Source organism: Citrobacter sp. RHBSTW-00944, from assembly GCF_013615435.1.
Classification (GTDB): Bacteria; Pseudomonadota; Gammaproteobacteria; order Enterobacterales; family Enterobacteriaceae; genus Citrobacter; species Citrobacter braakii.
Genome location: NZ_CP055418.1, coordinates 3,368,830 through 3,383,212, shown reverse-complemented (window position 1 = coordinate 3,383,212; position 14,383 = coordinate 3,368,830). Strand labels below are relative to the sequence as shown.

At 51.9% G+C, this 14,383-nt stretch carries 14 protein-coding genes and 1 riboswitch; of the genes, 12 read left to right on the top strand and 2 right to left on the bottom strand.

Annotated features, from left to right (window positions below):
• Positions 1–32: 32 nt before the first annotated feature.
• From bioB to bioD, 4 genes are read left to right on the top strand one after another with little or no spacing between them, the layout of a single operon-like run.
• A complete protein-coding gene (gene bioB, locus HV334_RS16315; protein ID WP_029139462.1) occupies positions 33–1,073 on the top strand; it encodes a biotin synthase BioB in 1,041 nt (346 codons plus the stop codon).
• Complete coding sequence (gene bioF, locus HV334_RS16310) at positions 1,070–2,227, top strand: 8-amino-7-oxononanoate synthase (RefSeq protein WP_181220638.1); 1,158 nt, start codon at positions 1,070–1,072, stop codon at positions 2,225–2,227. The genes bioB and bioF overlap by 4 nt, the downstream gene beginning before the upstream one ends.
• On the top strand, positions 2,211–2,966 hold the full coding sequence (bioC, locus tag HV334_RS16305) for a malonyl-ACP O-methyltransferase BioC (RefSeq protein WP_016156049.1): 756 nt from the start codon (positions 2,211–2,213) through the stop codon (positions 2,964–2,966). Before bioF ends, bioC begins: the two co-directional genes overlap by 17 nt.
• Positions 2,959–3,657 (top strand): dethiobiotin synthase, encoded by a 699-nt coding sequence (gene bioD / locus HV334_RS16300; RefSeq protein ID WP_101699852.1) that lies wholly within the window; start codon positions 2,959–2,961, stop codon positions 3,655–3,657. The genes bioC and bioD overlap by 8 nt, the downstream gene beginning before the upstream one ends.
• Here the strand turns inward: bioD and HV334_RS16295 are convergent.
• Positions 3,623–4,345, bottom strand: a complete 723-nt coding sequence (locus HV334_RS16295; protein ID WP_103283652.1) for an ATP-binding cassette domain-containing protein — start codon at positions 4,343–4,345, stop codon at positions 3,623–3,625. The two genes, bioD and HV334_RS16295, sit on opposite strands and share 35 nt — an antisense overlap.
• Before the next feature lie 770 nt (positions 4,346–5,115).
• Here HV334_RS16295 and uvrB point away from each other — a divergent pair.
• The 3 genes from uvrB (at position 5,116) to nhaC (ending at position 10,147) form a co-directional block, all read left to right on the top strand.
• A complete protein-coding gene (gene uvrB, locus HV334_RS16290; RefSeq protein ID WP_181220637.1) occupies positions 5,116–7,137 on the top strand; it encodes an excinuclease ABC subunit UvrB in 2,022 nt (673 codons plus the stop codon).
• 316 nt (positions 7,138–7,453) lie between these two features.
• Positions 7,454–8,665 (top strand): PLP-dependent aspartate aminotransferase family protein, encoded by a 1,212-nt coding sequence (locus HV334_RS16285; RefSeq protein WP_047501285.1) that lies wholly within the window; start codon positions 7,454–7,456, stop codon positions 8,663–8,665.
• Positions 8,666–8,680: 15 nt separating this feature from the next.
• Positions 8,681–10,147, top strand: coding sequence for a Na+/H+ antiporter NhaC (gene nhaC, locus HV334_RS16280; RefSeq protein WP_181220636.1), 1,467 nt, complete (start codon positions 8,681–8,683; stop codon positions 10,145–10,147).
• Positions 10,148–10,211: 64 nt separating this feature from the next.
• Here nhaC and yvcK read toward each other — a convergent pair whose 3' ends face one another.
• Positions 10,212–11,120, bottom strand: coding sequence for a uridine diphosphate-N-acetylglucosamine-binding protein YvcK (gene yvcK / locus HV334_RS16275; protein ID WP_016152345.1), 909 nt, complete (start codon positions 11,118–11,120; stop codon positions 10,212–10,214).
• A gap of 392 nt (positions 11,121–11,512) precedes the next feature.
• Positions 11,513–11,658, top strand: a riboswitch (molybdenum cofactor riboswitch).
• Between yvcK and moaA the strand changes: the two genes are divergently transcribed.
• From moaA to moaE, 5 genes are all read left to right on the top strand, one after another.
• Positions 11,646–12,635 carry a GTP 3',8-cyclase MoaA gene (moaA, locus tag HV334_RS16270; RefSeq protein WP_016152346.1) on the top strand — a complete coding sequence of 330 codons (990 nt, stop codon included), beginning with the start codon at positions 11,646–11,648 and terminating at the stop codon, positions 12,633–12,635. (Overlaps the previous riboswitch by 13 nt.)
• A 19-nt stretch (positions 12,636–12,654) precedes the next feature.
• Positions 12,655–13,167: a molybdenum cofactor biosynthesis protein B gene (gene moaB / locus HV334_RS16265; protein WP_181220635.1), complete on the top strand. Its 513-nt coding sequence runs from the start codon at positions 12,655–12,657 to the stop codon at positions 13,165–13,167.
• A gap of 2 nt (positions 13,168–13,169) precedes the next feature.
• A complete protein-coding gene (gene moaC / locus HV334_RS16260) occupies positions 13,170–13,655 on the top strand; it encodes a cyclic pyranopterin monophosphate synthase MoaC (RefSeq protein WP_003035188.1) in 486 nt (161 codons plus the stop codon).
• Positions 13,648–13,893 (top strand): molybdopterin synthase sulfur carrier subunit, encoded by a 246-nt coding sequence (moaD, locus tag HV334_RS16255; protein WP_181220634.1) that lies wholly within the window; start codon positions 13,648–13,650, stop codon positions 13,891–13,893. The genes moaC and moaD overlap by 8 nt, the downstream gene beginning before the upstream one ends.
• A 1-nt stretch (position 13,894) precedes the next feature.
• Positions 13,895–14,347: a molybdopterin synthase catalytic subunit MoaE gene (moaE, locus tag HV334_RS16250; protein ID WP_046274634.1), complete on the top strand. Its 453-nt coding sequence runs from the start codon at positions 13,895–13,897 to the stop codon at positions 14,345–14,347.
• The last annotated feature ends 36 nt before the right edge of the window (positions 14,348–14,383 follow it).

Genomic DNA, 14,383 nt, shown 5'->3' with positions numbered 1-14,383 from the left:
TACACCAAACTCATAACGAAACGTATACCAATATGGCTCATTCTTCTCGCTGGACAATGTCGCAAGTCACCGAATTATTTGAAAAACCGCTGTTAGATCTGCTGTTTGAAGCGCAGCAGGTTCACCGTCAGCACTTTGATCCGCGGCAGGTTCAGGTCAGTACGCTGCTGTCGATTAAGACCGGTGCCTGCCCGGAAGACTGCAAATACTGCCCGCAAAGCTCCCGCTATAAAACCGGTCTGGAAACGGAACGTTTGATGGAGGTTGAACAGGTACTGGACTCTGCGCGTAAAGCGAAACAGGCCGGTTCAACGCGGTTTTGCATGGGCGCGGCGTGGAAGAATCCACACGAACGCGACATGCCTTACCTGGAACAGATGGTTCAGGGCGTAAAAGAACTGGGGCTGGAAGCGTGTATGACGCTGGGTACGCTGAACGAAAATCAGGCCCAGCGGCTGGCCAATGCGGGTCTGGACTACTACAACCATAACCTCGACACCTCGCCGGAATTCTACGGCAATATCATCACAACCCGGTCGTACCAGGAGCGCCTGGATACGCTGGATAAAGTGCGTGAGGCGGGCATTAAAGTTTGCTCCGGCGGGATTGTGGGACTGGGGGAAACGGTGACCGACCGTGCGGGTCTGTTGCTGCAATTAGCGAATCTGCCAACGCCGCCAGAAAGCGTGCCGATCAACATGCTGGTGAAAGTGAAAGGCACGCCGCTTGCCGATAATGACGATGTGGATGCCTTTGATTTTATTCGTACTATCGCCGTGGCGCGGATCATGATGCCGACTTCATATGTCCGTCTTTCAGCCGGACGCGAGCAGATGAACGAACAAACCCAGGCGATGTGCTTTATGGCCGGGGCTAACTCGATTTTCTACGGCTGCAAACTGCTGACCACGCCGAACCCGAACGAAGATAAGGATTTGCTGTTGTTTCGCAAACTGGGTCTCAATCCGCAGCAAACGGCGGTGCTGGCGGGTGATAACGAACAGCAGCAACGCCTGGAGCAGGCGCTGCGTACCCCAGATACCGACGAATACTACAACGCGGCAACCGTATGACCTGGCAGCAAAAAATAGACGATGCGTTAACGGCGCGTCGTCGTGCTGATGCGTTGCGTCGGCGCTATGCGGTGACGCAGGGTGCCGGTCGCTGGCTGCAGGCCGACGGTCGCCAATACCTGAATTTTTCCAGCAACGACTACCTTGGCTTAAGCCACCATCCGCATATTATCTGCGCGTGGCAGCAAGGCGCTGAGCGTTTTGGCGTCGGCAGCGGCGGCTCGGGTCATGTCAGCGGTTATTCCGTTGCTCATCAGGCGTTGGAGGATGAGCTGGCGCAATGGCTCGGCTATTCACGGGCGCTACTGTTTATCTCCGGTTTTGCCGCTAATCAGGCGGCTATTGCCGCGCTGATGGGCAAAGAGGACCGGATTGTTGCTGACCGGCTCAGCCATGCCTCACTGCTGGAAGCTGCCAGCCTTAGCCCTGCCGTGCTACGTCGCTTTACCCATAACGATCCCCAACATCTGGACCGTCTGCTGACCACCCCCTGTCCGGGGCAACAACTCGTGGTCACTGAAGGGGTGTTCAGCATGGATGGCGATAGCGCACCGCTGGCGGAAATTCACGCGGTAGCTGAGCGGCATGGCGCGTGGTTGCTGGTGGATGATGCGCACGGGATTGGCGTCAGCGGTGAGGAAGGGCGCGGCTCGTGCTCCCGACAGCAGGTGAAACCCGAGCTGTTAGTGGTGACGTTTGGCAAAGGGTTTGGCGTCAGCGGTGCGGCAATCTTGTGCTCAGACAGCGTGGCCGATTATCTGCTGCAGTTTGCCCGTCATCTGATCTACAGCACCAGTATGCCTCCGGCGCAGGCCCAGGCCTTGCGCGCCGCGCTGGAGGTGATCCGCAGCCGCGAAGGCGATGAGCGCAGAGAAAAATTGGCGATGCTGATCCAGCGTTTTCGCGCTGGGGTGAATACGCCGGACTTAACGCTGGCGCAGTCAGACAGCGCCATTCAGCCACTGATCGTGGGCGACAATCATAAAGCCTTGCAGCTGGCGGAGGCATTACGTCAACAGGGATGCTGGGTGACGGCTATTCGCCCACCGACGGTGCCGGTTGGTACGGCCAGGCTGCGGCTTACGCTGACCCAGGCGCATGAAGTCCAGGATATCGATCGCTTACTGGAGGTGCTGCATGGCGCAGGTCAATAAGCAGGCGATTGCTGCCGCGTTTGGTCGCGCGGCTACTCACTATGAGCAACACGCGGAACTCCAGCGTCAGAGCGCCGATGCGTTACTGGCACGACTCGATGGTCGGGCATTCTCTCAGGTTTTAGATGCGGGCTGCGGGCCTGGGCGTATGAGCCGTTACTGGCGGGAGCAAGGGAGCGAGGTCTGCGCGCTGGATCTGTCGGCGCAAATGCTGACTGAAGCACAGCGTCACGATGTCGCCCACCGTTATTTGCTGGCGGATATTGAAGCCATTCCGCAGGCTGCTGCTACTTTCGACCTCGCCTGGAGCAATCTGGCCGTACAGTGGTGCAGCGATCTGCGCGGCGCGTTACGCGAGCTTTACCGGGTGGTGCGTCCTGGCGGGACGGTGGCGTTTAGTACCCTGGCGCAGGGGTCAATGCCGGAGCTTCGTCAGGCGTGGCGAGCAGTTGATGAGCGGGAGCACGCCAATCGTTTTTTGCCCGTGGAGCAACTGGAAAACGCCCTGCATGGGTGGGACGTTGAATACCAGTCTCATGCCGTCACGCTGTGGTTTGACGATGCGCTGAGCGCCATGCGCTCGCTGAAGGGCATTGGCGCGACGCATTTGCATGATGGCCGCGAGCCGCGCGTACTGACCCGCTCACAGCTGCGCCAGCTACAGCTAGCCTGGCCCTGCCAGCAGGGGAAATATCCGCTGACCTATCATCTATTTTTGGGAGTGATTCAACGTGACTAACACTTTTTTTGTCACCGGGACGGATACCGAAGTGGGGAAAACTATCGCCAGTTGCGCGTTGCTACAGGCGGCGGGGCAGAGGGGATTGCGAACCGTCGGCTATAAGCCAGTGGCGTCGGGCAGTGAAATGACGGTTGAAGGTCTGCGCAATAGCGATGCCCTGGCATTACAGCGCAACAGTGTTGTGACGGTGGACTATGCGGCTATCAACCCCTATACCTTCGCGGAACCTACCTCACCGCATATCATCAGCGCGGACGAAGGTCGCCCCATTCAGGCCTCAGTAATGTCTGCGGGTTTACGCGCGCTGGAACAACAGGCTGACTGGGTGCTGGTGGAAGGTGCCGGAGGGTGGTTTACGCCGCTTTCGCCAACGCTGAGTTTTGCTGACTGGGTGAAAACAGAGCAACTGCCGGTTATTCTGGTGGTTGGCGTTAAGCTCGGCTGCATCAACCACGCTGTGCTGACCGCCCAGGCGGTGCAGCAGGCCGGACTGACGCTTGCCGGATGGGTCGCCAATGATGTGACGCCACCTGGCAAGCGTCATGCTGAATATATGGCAACGCTCAGGCGTGTGCTTGCGGCTCCGCTGCTGGGGGAAATTCCCTGGCTGGCAGAAGAGCCGGAGCGGGCATCGACAGGACGTTATATCGATCTTAGCGTTTTGTCTGTAGCGTCACCCAGTCGGTGATTAGCGGGTTGCTGAGCTGTGTGATTTGCCCCTGAGCCACGTTGCGTCCACGGTGTAACAGGCAGTAGCAGTCAGCGACCCGACGAATAAACGGCAGGCTCTGCTCCGCGAGCATTATGGCGATGCCGAGCTCCTGGCTTAACCTTACAACCAGGTTCCCCAGTTTGTGGATATATGCCTGGCCACTTCCCCGCGTGGGCTCATCGAGGATCAGCAGGCGCGGGCGTGTGACCAGCGCGCTGGCGAGCGCAAGCTGGTGCTGATCATCTTCCGATAATGCCGCCCCTTTGGCCTGACGCAGAACGAACAACTGTGGAAACAGGCGATAAATATCACTGCTGTTCATCGTTTCGCTTTCCTCAACCGCCTGGCGCGCAATATGCAGATTTTCCTCTACCGTCAATTGCGAAAAAATCCGTCTCTCTTGTGAAACGTAGTTAATGCCCAGCGCGATGCGATTTGCCGCCGGAATGGGACTCAGGTCGCGCGGCGGTGCGCCAGCCTGATGCCAGAACATGGTGCCGCTTTCGATCGGTAAATTGCCGATAATGCAATTGGTCAGCGTAGTCTTTCCCATTCCTGGAAGCCCCAGCACACCGGTACATTTACCGGGCAGCAGGTCGAGATCCACATCCCATAGGGAGTGTTGATTACCGTAATAATGATTCACTGCGCGAAGACTCAACATAGATTCCTCCAGCATGATGCTATCCGCCCCACGTACAGGTCGTCGGAAGAAAATTGCAATTCTCTTGCCAGAAGAGGGATTGGGGTCAAAAAACAGCAGGAGAGTGTGCCGCGCAGGCGGTAACGTCTGGCTGGCCGGAGGGCTGGCGTTGTTTTGTGCACATTGCCAGTGCCTGGCGGTGTCGTAATGGTGCAGGCAAGAAAATGATGAAAATGCGAGCAAGATCCCGGCCATTCCAGGCCGCTTCGTTAGCTGATAAATATCAAAAAATAGCGATAAATTTTTTTTATCCCTCCGGAAAAGGGAGTGAGGGCGTTTTTGCCAGGCTACAGTCCATACGGGCTGGAGGCAGTTATCCACTATTCCTGTGGATAACCTTGTGTATTAGAGTTAGAAAACACAATGTAAGCGAGAGAAGACGCGGCCTGCGACTAAATTGATGCGAAAGACGGCTCGGGATAATAGTCATTAAATTACAGAATGTTAGATAAAATCAATGGCTGTCGCAGAAGTGTCATGCGTTGCCACAAAACTTTCATCGGGCGGCTTGACAAATGTTAAAAAAGTCATTGCTTTGGGGATAACACGTTTTTGCTGGTGTTTTATCTTGTCTGAGGCCAAATTTTAGCCTGCGGTCACGGTCATTCTGATGGCGTATCAGAAATATTCTGGTGCGTTACTGTTTTTTCATCCAGTATATTTTACTGGCAAAATATACGACTGCGAGTAAAATTACACACCTGCCCGCCCATTGCTTCAGGTAGCTGCTCATGAGTAAACCGTTCAAACTAAATTCCGCTTTTAAACCCTCTGGCGATCAGCCTGAGGCTATTCGCCGTCTGGAAGAAGGGCTGGAGGATGGTCTGGCGCATCAGACGCTGCTGGGGGTGACGGGCTCGGGGAAGACATTCACCATCGCTAACGTAATTGCGGACTTGCAGCGGCCTACCATGGTGCTGGCTCCCAATAAGACGCTGGCCGCGCAGTTGTACGGTGAGATGAAAGAGTTCTTCCCGGATAACGCGGTGGAGTATTTCGTCTCCTACTACGACTATTATCAACCGGAAGCCTACGTACCAAGTTCTGATACCTTCATCGAGAAGGATGCCTCGGTTAACGAACATATTGAGCAAATGCGTCTGTCGGCGACCAAAGCGCTGCTGGAACGTCGGGATGTCGTTGTCGTCGCGTCAGTTTCCGCTATCTATGGTTTGGGCGATCCGGATCTGTATCTGAAAATGATGCTGCACCTGACGGTGGGGATGATTATCGACCAGCGTGCGATCCTGCGCCGCCTGGCGGAACTGCAATATACCCGCAACGATCAGGCATTTCAGCGCGGAACCTTCCGCGTGCGTGGTGAAGTGATCGACATTTTCCCGGCTGAATCCGACGATATCGCGCTGCGCGTGGAACTGTTTGATGAAGAGGTCGAACGTTTATCGCTGTTTGACCCGCTTACCGGGCAGGTTGAATCCACGATTTCACGCTACACCATCTATCCTAAAACGCACTACGTGACGCCGCGCGAACGTATCGTGCAGGCGATGGAAGAAATCAAAGTTGAGCTGGCAGAGCGGCGTAAGGTCCTGCTGGCAAATAACAAACTGCTGGAAGAACAGCGGCTAAGTCAGCGTACGCAGTTCGATCTGGAAATGATGAACGAGCTGGGTTACTGCTCGGGGATTGAAAACTACTCCCGCTATCTGTCCGGGCGTGGCCCCGGCGAGCCGCCGCCGACGCTGTTTGATTACCTGCCTGCCGACGGCCTGCTGGTGGTGGATGAATCCCACGTCACTATCCCGCAAATTGGCGGTATGTATCGTGGTGACCGGGCGCGTAAAGAGACTCTGGTCGAATACGGATTCCGTCTGCCGTCGGCTCTGGATAACCGTCCGCTTAAATTTGAAGAGTTTGAAGCGCTGGCCCCGCAGACCATCTACGTCTCAGCGACGCCGGGCAACTATGAACTGGAGAAATCCGGTGATGACGTCGTCGATCAGGTAGTACGACCGACCGGCCTGCTGGATCCGATCATTGAGGTACGCCCGGTGGCGACGCAGGTTGACGATCTGCTGTCTGAGATCCGCATCCGTGCGGCGATTAACGAACGTGTGCTGGTCACTACGCTCACGAAACGGATGGCAGAGGATCTCACCGAATACCTCGAAGAGCACGGTGAGCGGGTGCGCTATCTGCACTCAGACATCGATACCGTGGAACGTATGGAAATCATTCGTGACCTGCGTCTGGGCGAGTTTGACGTGTTGGTGGGTATCAACTTGTTACGTGAGGGTCTGGACATGCCTGAGGTCTCACTGGTGGCGATTCTGGACGCAGACAAAGAAGGATTCCTGCGTTCTGAACGTTCGCTTATTCAGACCATCGGCCGTGCGGCGCGTAATATCAACGGGAAGGCTATTCTCTACGGCGACAAAATTACCGCCTCAATGGCTAAGGCGATAGGTGAAACTGAACGCCGTCGTGAGAAACAGCATCTCTACAACGAAGAACACGGTATTACGCCGCAGGGGCTGAACAAGAAAGTGGTCGATATTCTGGCGCTGGGTCAGAATATTGCGAAGACTAAGGCGAAAGGCAAAGGGAAGTCACGCGCAGGCGCGAAGTCTGAAATTGTCGAACTGGATATGACGCCAAAAGCGCTGCAGCAGAAGATTCATGAGCTGGAAGGGCAGATGATGCAGCATGCGCAGAATCTTGAATTTGAAGAGGCTGCGACAATCCGCGACCAGTTGCATCAGCTGCGCGAGTTGTTTATCGCGGCATCGTAAGATTGTTTCCACTTTCCAATTCGCCATCGCGTAAATGCCATGGCGATTGGAAAAATACAGAATGTATTATCATTTATAATTATATTATTCGTTTTTCTATTGCCATTTATTATTCTTAAAATTAATGCACTCACTCTAATTGATTCTTTGCTGAATTGATTTTTGTTTTTCAGCTTTGTGAATCTCATCGTTTTATTCTTTACATTTCTGACGATTCTTTCAGCATTTTGGCAGCAAGCAAAAGGCTGTCATTGTTCCTTTTTTTTATAATTGTCCTGTTATAGAAATTTCCCTGACGAAAATATAAAGGAAAATTATGAAAGAAATAATATGCAATTACGCTGAGAATGATTATGCCGTTCAGGACGCCATGATATGTTCTGGAGTTGGTGAACAACACCAGAAAAATTTTGGTGCAGTCAGCCCTCCGCTAGTAAAAACCAGTCTGTTTGTGCAGCAGAGCTATCAGCAATACTGTGATGATATGCAGCACGAAGCTGAACGTTACATCTATTCCCGGGGGCTTAACCCAACAACGGAACTGTTAGAGCATAAACTGGCAGCGTTGGAGCGTGGCGCGGCCTGCAAAGTTTTTGGATCGGGCATGGGCGCGATAAGCGCAACATTGTTTGGCCTGCTGAAAAGTGGTGACCATATTATTCTGGTGAATAATGTTTATGGTCCAACAGTTGTGCTGGTGAAGCAAATGCAACAACGCTTTGGTATTGACTATGACATTGTTCTCAGTGGCGATGTCGAGGATATTCGGCAGAAAATAAAGCCGAATACTCGCATGATATACACGGAATCCCCAGGAACAATGACCATGCGAGTTGTGGATCTGCAGATGATAGCAGAGTTGGCGAAAGAGAATAATATTATTACTGCCATTGATAATACATGGGCTACGCCACTCTTCCAAAAGCCATTGACTCTTGGTTTCGATTTAGTGCTCCACTCTTGTACTAAATATATCGGCGGTCACAGTGATTTAACGGCGGGTGCTGTGGTAGGCGCAAAAGTCTATCTTGATATTATTCGTGATTTTTCACATCAGCTTCTTGGCGCAGTGCTGGCCCCGGATAGCGCATGGCTAGTGATTCGCGGTTTACGAACGTTGCCGCTGCGCATGAGACAACATCAGAATAATACCTATGCAATTCTTACTTTTCTCAATAGCAGAGCAGAGGTTGAGAATATCTGTCACCCTCTTATGGCTGATGCAAAACAACGTGAAATTGTTTCACAACAAATGTTTGGTACTTCTGGTCTCATTAGTTTTGAACTTAAAGATGGCAGTTTTGAAAAAGTTAAAGCCATTATTGATAGTTGTAGAATTTTCAAACCGGGATGCAGTTGGGGGGGATATGAAAGCCTGATTATTTCTCCAAATCGCGGTTATAACCAGGATGTAATATGCAAAGATGGGATGGCGCCTGGTTTAATTAGGATTTCAATTGGACAGGAATCTCCAGAGATGTTAATTGCGGACTTAGAGAATGCATTTGATTCTATAAAAACATATTAATAGCGGGAAAATAACATGGTAAGCACAAATAAGCAACCGAGCTTTTATGCAGCATTGATGTTATTAGTGGCTATTTTCCTGGTTTTCTTTATAGGTATTGGGGTTTTAAATTACCCAGTTGAATTTATCTTAATTGTTATTACAATTATTACGGGTTTTTTTGCCAGATACTATGGCGCGGGCTGGAAGGAAATTCTCCAGACTTTTATTGAAAAAATAAAAGATGCCGTCCCTGCGATGTTAATTCTACTGTCGATCGGTATGTTGATTGGATGCTGGATGGTTAGTGGTACCATTCCGTTAATGGTCTATTATGGCCTGGAAATTATCAACCCAGCTTACTTATATCTTACAGCTTTTTTAGTGACGGTTTGCATCTCGACATTTACAGGCACTTCATGGGGTTCCGCAGGAACAATTGGTGTGGCGTTGGTTGCCGTTGCCGCGGCGATGAATGTGTCATTGCCGATTACTGCTGGAGCCGTTATCTCCGGTGCCTATTTTGGTGATAAATTATCTCCTTTATCAGATACCACAAACATGGCCGCGTTAGCTGCGGGGGCTGAGCTTTATCAAAGTATTAGAAATATGTTGTATACATCGGTTCCTGCTTTTTTGTTTGCCTGCCTGGGGTTTTATATCGCGGGGTTAGATTTAAATGTGGTAAATTCAATCCAACTAGATACTATCCCGGTCATGAAAAAAGCGCTAAACTCATTATTCTGGCTTAACCCTTTATTAATATTACCGACATTGCTGGTCTTTATTGGTGCGATAAAAAAATGGGATACCATTATTGTTTTGATCGCATCTTCTTTTTTTGCTCTGGCAATATGCGCAATTTTTCAGCCGTTTACCATGATGGACCTCGTTCAAGCATCGATTAATGGCTTTAATACCAATATGATCAGCAATTTTTCAGATGTCGCGATGAATGAATCTACGACTAAAAATATTAATATATTGCTTAATCGTGGCGGTATGTATTCAATGGTTAGCCCAATTGTGGTTATGCTTTGTGCATTTATGTTCGCTTCGGCACTTGATGTTTCTGGTGGCCTTAATGTACTGCTTGGGCGACTGGTTCAGAAATTAAAAACGGTGACCAGTACTCTGTTGGCGACAATGTTCACAAGTTCTTTATTAGTTGCCTGCACTGGCAATGCAGTCATCAGTTTCTTTCTGGTGAAGAATATTTATGATCCTTGTTTTAAAAACAAAAAATTGCATATGGTTAATATGTCCCGATCAATGGAGTCTGGAGCCACGCTACTTGAAGGACTTTTCCCTTGGACAATATCTGGTATGTTCATGGCGAAAACGCTGGGGGTAGCGACGCTGGATTATGCACCCTGGGTTTTGTTCAATTTAAGTTGCCTGGTTATGGCCGTATTCTTTGCCATTCTTGCCCGGTGGTCTAATTTTGGCACAAGATACGAAGAGCCAATATCCGCCGAGCAGGTACCTGTGCTGAGAGGTTAATGCAGTAAGCTACAAGTACAATCCTCATTACGATGAGGATTGTATGCTAATCACGCACTTGGGATTACCCCAGCGCCTGTACCGCTTTCTCCAGCGCGTAATGCAATAGCTGGCGGTCATGGCGGTAGGGAATGTCGCTGGCTTCCAGCACTTCCTGAATAACAACGCGGTCGGTAACGGTGGATACATCCACTTTCGGGCCCACTACCACCGCATCAATCACTTTCCTGCCAACGTACTGTTCAATGATTGCCAGCTTATCGTTAAGCGTCAGGCTGGCTGCTGGCAGGCTTAATTCACGACCCAGATTGCCGATGTAGACCATCGGGGCAGGTGTGCGACGTAATGCCTGCGCTAATTCGTCGAGCAGCAGGAGCGGCATCAGGCTGGTGTAAAAACTGCCGGGTCCTATCAAAATCAAATCCGCTTCGGCGATAGCTTCAACTGCCTCCCGCGTGGTGGGGACTTTTGGCGACAGCATCAGCTCCTGCGGCGGGATGGTGAGCTGATCGATATTCACTTCGCCATAGACTTCATGTCCCTGATCGTCGATAGCCATCAGGTCCACCGGTAGCTCCGACATCGGAATTAAATGCGCGTCAACTTTCAGCAGACTACGAATTAAATTGATGGCTTCCAGAGGCCGCACACTGAGGTGATCGAGCGCCTTTAACATCAGATTTCCGAGGTTATGCCCGGAAAGCTCACCATTACCGCCAAAACGATACTCAAACATGGCGGATGCAACGCTGGGTTGAGTAATTAACTGGTTCAGACAGTTACGCATGTCTCCCCAGGCAATCCCTCCTTCAGAGCGACGAATACGACCTGTCGACCCGCCGTTATCGGTCGTGGTGACGATCCCTGTCAGGCGTGAACCTAAAGGGGAAAGAGAGGAGAGAACGCGTCCCAGTCCATGCCCTCCGCCGAGAGCGACAACGCGGTCCAGATCTGCCAGCGTGCGAGTGCGCATATATTTTCCTGATATCAATTGATCGGCGCTACAGTAACGTAAATAGTGTGTTTTCAGCAATTATCCAGGCGGAATCTGGCGTAATTTTTTTCTGCGATCTACTCCTTTCTGACGAGATTCACCTGCCGGCAAGATGATGTATATCAATGCAAAACTGTGGTTTTTGCTTATTCTGTAGCGAAATTGCACGATCATGTCGCTATGTATGTGTTTATACAACGAAAGTGTACATGGCAAAAGCGTCATTTACACGCTAGTATCGGCATAACCACAATGTACTCTGAATAATTTGAGTTGCAGGAAGGCAGTGAGCGAGAAAATCCCCCGTAAGCGGACATAAGTACGTGACTGGGGGGAACGAGCAAAGCCCACGCTTCTGCAATTTGAAGTATGACGAGAATAAACACTCTAGCCTCTGCACCTGGGTCAAATGATACGGTGCTTTGGCCGTGACAATACTTGAATAAGTTTGTCACCAGGGCGTAGGAAGAAATGACTACGTCTCCCGTATTTGGAAAGGTGTACATGGGCTCTCAACTTACCGATGCTTTCGCACGTAAGTTTTACTACTTACGTTTGTCGATTACCGATGTGTGTAACTTTCGTTGCACCTACTGCCTGCCGGATGGCTATAAGCCCGGCGGTGTCACCAATAACGGCTTTTTGACCGTTGATGAAATTCGCCGCGTTACGCGCGCGTTCGCCAGTCTGGGAACGGAAAAAGTGCGTCTGACAGGGGGCGAACCTTCATTGCGTCGCGACTTTACCGACATTATCGCCGCCGTGCGCGAAAACCACGCCATCCGTCAGATTGCGGTGACCACTAATGGTTATCGTCTGGCGCGTGATGCCGCTGCCTGGCGCGATGCCGGACTGACCGCACTTAACGTCAGCGTCGACAGCCTCGATGCCCGTCAGTTTCACGCCATTACCGGGCAGGACAAATTTCAGCAGGTGATGGCAGGCATTGACGCCGCCTTTGATGCGGGTTTTGAAAAAGTGAAAGTCAATACCGTGCTGATGCGTGACGTAAACCATCATCAACTGGACACCTTCCTGGCGTGGGTTCAGCCCCGTCCTATCCAACTACGCTTTATTGAACTGATGGAAACGGGTGAGGGCAGCTCTCTCTTCCGTAAACACCATATCTCAGGCCAGGTCCTGCGCGATGAGCTGCTGCGTCGCGGCTGGATCCACCAGATCCGACAGCGCAGCGACGGCCCGGCTCAGGTTTTCTGTCATCCTGACTATGCTGGTGAAATTGGTCTGATCATGCCTTATGAGAAAGACTTCTGCGCCACCTGCAACCGTCTGCGCGTTTCCTCTGTCGGCAAGCTGCATCTGTGTTTATTTGGTGAAGGCGGCGTAAGCCTGCGTGATTTGCTGGAAGATGACGCTCAGCAGTCGGCGCTGGAAGAACGCATTTCAGCCGCGCTGCTGGAGAAAAAGCAGACTCATTTCCTGCATCAGAACAATACCGGTATTACGCAAAACTTATCTTACATTGGCGGCTGATCGCTAAAAGGAGTTTTTCATGAGTCAGGTAAGCGCTGAATTTATCCCGACACGCATTGCTATTCTTACTGTTTCCAACCGTCGCGGCGAAGAAGATGACACCTCCGGCCATTTTCTGCGTGACTCGGCGCAAGAGGCGGGTCATCAGATTGTCGACAAGGCGATCGTCAAAGAGAACCGCTACGCCATTCGCGCCCAGGTTTCTGCATGGATTGCCAGTGAGGATGTGCAGGTCGTGCTCATTACAGGCGGTACGGGCTTAACCGAAGGGGACCAGGCGCCAGAAGCGCTGCAACCGCTGTTTGATAGAGAAGTCGAAGGGTTTGGTGAAGTATTCCGTATGCTGTCGTTTGAAGAGATTGGCACCGCGACGCTGCAATCCCGGGCGATTGCCGGAGTGGCCAACAAAACGCTGATTTTCGCCATGCCAGGGTCGACTAAAGCGTGTCGTACCGCATGGGAAAATATCATTGCGCCGCAGCTCGATGCCCGTACGCGTCCGTGTAATTTCCACCCACATTTGAAGAAATAAGTATGTCGCAACTGACTCATATTAACGCCGCTGGCGAAGCGCATATGGTGGATGTCTCCGCCAAAGCGGAAACCGTACGCGAGGCGCGTGCAGAAGCATTCGTTACCATGCGTAGCGAAACGCTGGCGATGATTATCGACGGCAGCCACCATAAGGGCGACGTTTTCGCCACGGCGCGTATTGCCGGTATTCAGGCCGCCAAACGGACCTGGGATCTTATCCCGCTGTGCCATCCGCTGATGTTGAGCAAGGTTGAAGTTAATCTGCACGCCGAGCCGGAACACAACCGCGTACGCATTGAAACGCTGTGTCGCCTGACCGGGAAAACCGGCGTCGAAATGGAAGCGTTAACGGCGGCCTCCGTGGCAGCGTTGACCATCTACGATATGTGCAAAGCGGTGCAAAAGGATATGGTGATTGGTCCGGTGCGTCTGCTGGCTAAAAGCGGCGGCAAATCGGGAGATTTTAAGGTGGATGCGCATGATTAAGGTTCTTTTCTTTGCTCAGGTACGGGAATTGGTGAACACGGATGCGATAAAGGTCGCCGCTGAGTTTGCAACGGTAGAAGCGCTGCGCCGGAGTCTTGCGGCAAAAAGCGATCGCTGGGCGTTGGCGCTGGAAGACGGCAAGCTGCTGGCCGCGGTAAACCAGACGCTGGTCAGTTTTGACCATCCCCTTAATGCGGGTGACGAAGTGGCTTTCTTCCCACCGGTAACCGGAGGCTAAGATGGCTGAAACGCGAATTGTTGTTGGTCATGCGCCGTTCAGCGTCGGGGATGAGTATCCCTGGCTGGCCGAACGCGATGAAGATGGCGCGGTGGTCACTTTCACCGGTAAAGTCCGCAATCACAATCTCGGCGATAGCGTACAGGCGTTAACGCTGGAACACTATCCGGGAATGACCGAAAAAGCGCTGGCGGAGATTGTCGACGAAGCGCGTGCGCGCTGGCCGCTGGGACGAGTAACGGTCATTCATCGCATTGGCGAACTGTGGCCGGGTGACGAAATCGTTTTTGTTGGCGTGACCAGTGCGCATCGCAGCAGCGCGTTTGATGCCGGGCAGTTCATTATGGATTATCTGAAAACCCGCGCACCGTTCTGGAAGCGCGAGGCCACGCCAGAAGGTGAGCGCTGGGTTGATGCCCGCGACAGCGATAAGCTAGCAGCAAAACGCTGGTAGAGTACAATTGGTGTAGGCTCATACTGATTCAGGAGA

Excerpts from the sequence above, each read along its gene's own strand:
- moaA (WP_016152346.1), top strand. The coding sequence starts at position 11,646 with ATGGGCTCTCAACTTACCGATGCTTTCGCACGTAAGTTTTACTACTTA.
- bioB (WP_029139462.1), top strand. The coding sequence starts at position 33 with ATGGCTCATTCTTCTCGCTGGACAATGTCGCAAGTCACCGAATTATTT.
- HV334_RS16285 (WP_047501285.1), top strand. The coding sequence starts at position 7,454 with ATGAAAGAAATAATATGCAATTACGCTGAGAATGATTATGCCGTTCAG.
- yvcK (WP_016152345.1), bottom strand. The coding sequence starts at position 11,120 with ATGCGCACTCGCACGCTGGCAGATCTGGACCGCGTTGTCGCTCTCGGC.
- HV334_RS16295 (WP_103283652.1), bottom strand. The coding sequence starts at position 4,345 with ATGTTGAGTCTTCGCGCAGTGAATCATTATTACGGTAATCAACACTCC.
- moaD (WP_181220634.1), top strand. The coding sequence starts at position 13,648 with ATGATTAAGGTTCTTTTCTTTGCTCAGGTACGGGAATTGGTGAACACG.
- moaC (WP_003035188.1), top strand. The coding sequence starts at position 13,170 with ATGTCGCAACTGACTCATATTAACGCCGCTGGCGAAGCGCATATGGTG.
- uvrB (WP_181220637.1), top strand. The coding sequence starts at position 5,116 with ATGAGTAAACCGTTCAAACTAAATTCCGCTTTTAAACCCTCTGGCGAT.
- nhaC (WP_181220636.1), top strand. The coding sequence starts at position 8,681 with ATGGTAAGCACAAATAAGCAACCGAGCTTTTATGCAGCATTGATGTTA.
- moaB (WP_181220635.1), top strand. The coding sequence starts at position 12,655 with ATGAGTCAGGTAAGCGCTGAATTTATCCCGACACGCATTGCTATTCTT.
- bioC (WP_016156049.1), top strand. The coding sequence starts at position 2,211 with ATGGCGCAGGTCAATAAGCAGGCGATTGCTGCCGCGTTTGGTCGCGCG.
- moaE (WP_046274634.1), top strand. The coding sequence starts at position 13,895 with ATGGCTGAAACGCGAATTGTTGTTGGTCATGCGCCGTTCAGCGTCGGG.
- bioF (WP_181220638.1), top strand. The coding sequence starts at position 1,070 with ATGACCTGGCAGCAAAAAATAGACGATGCGTTAACGGCGCGTCGTCGT.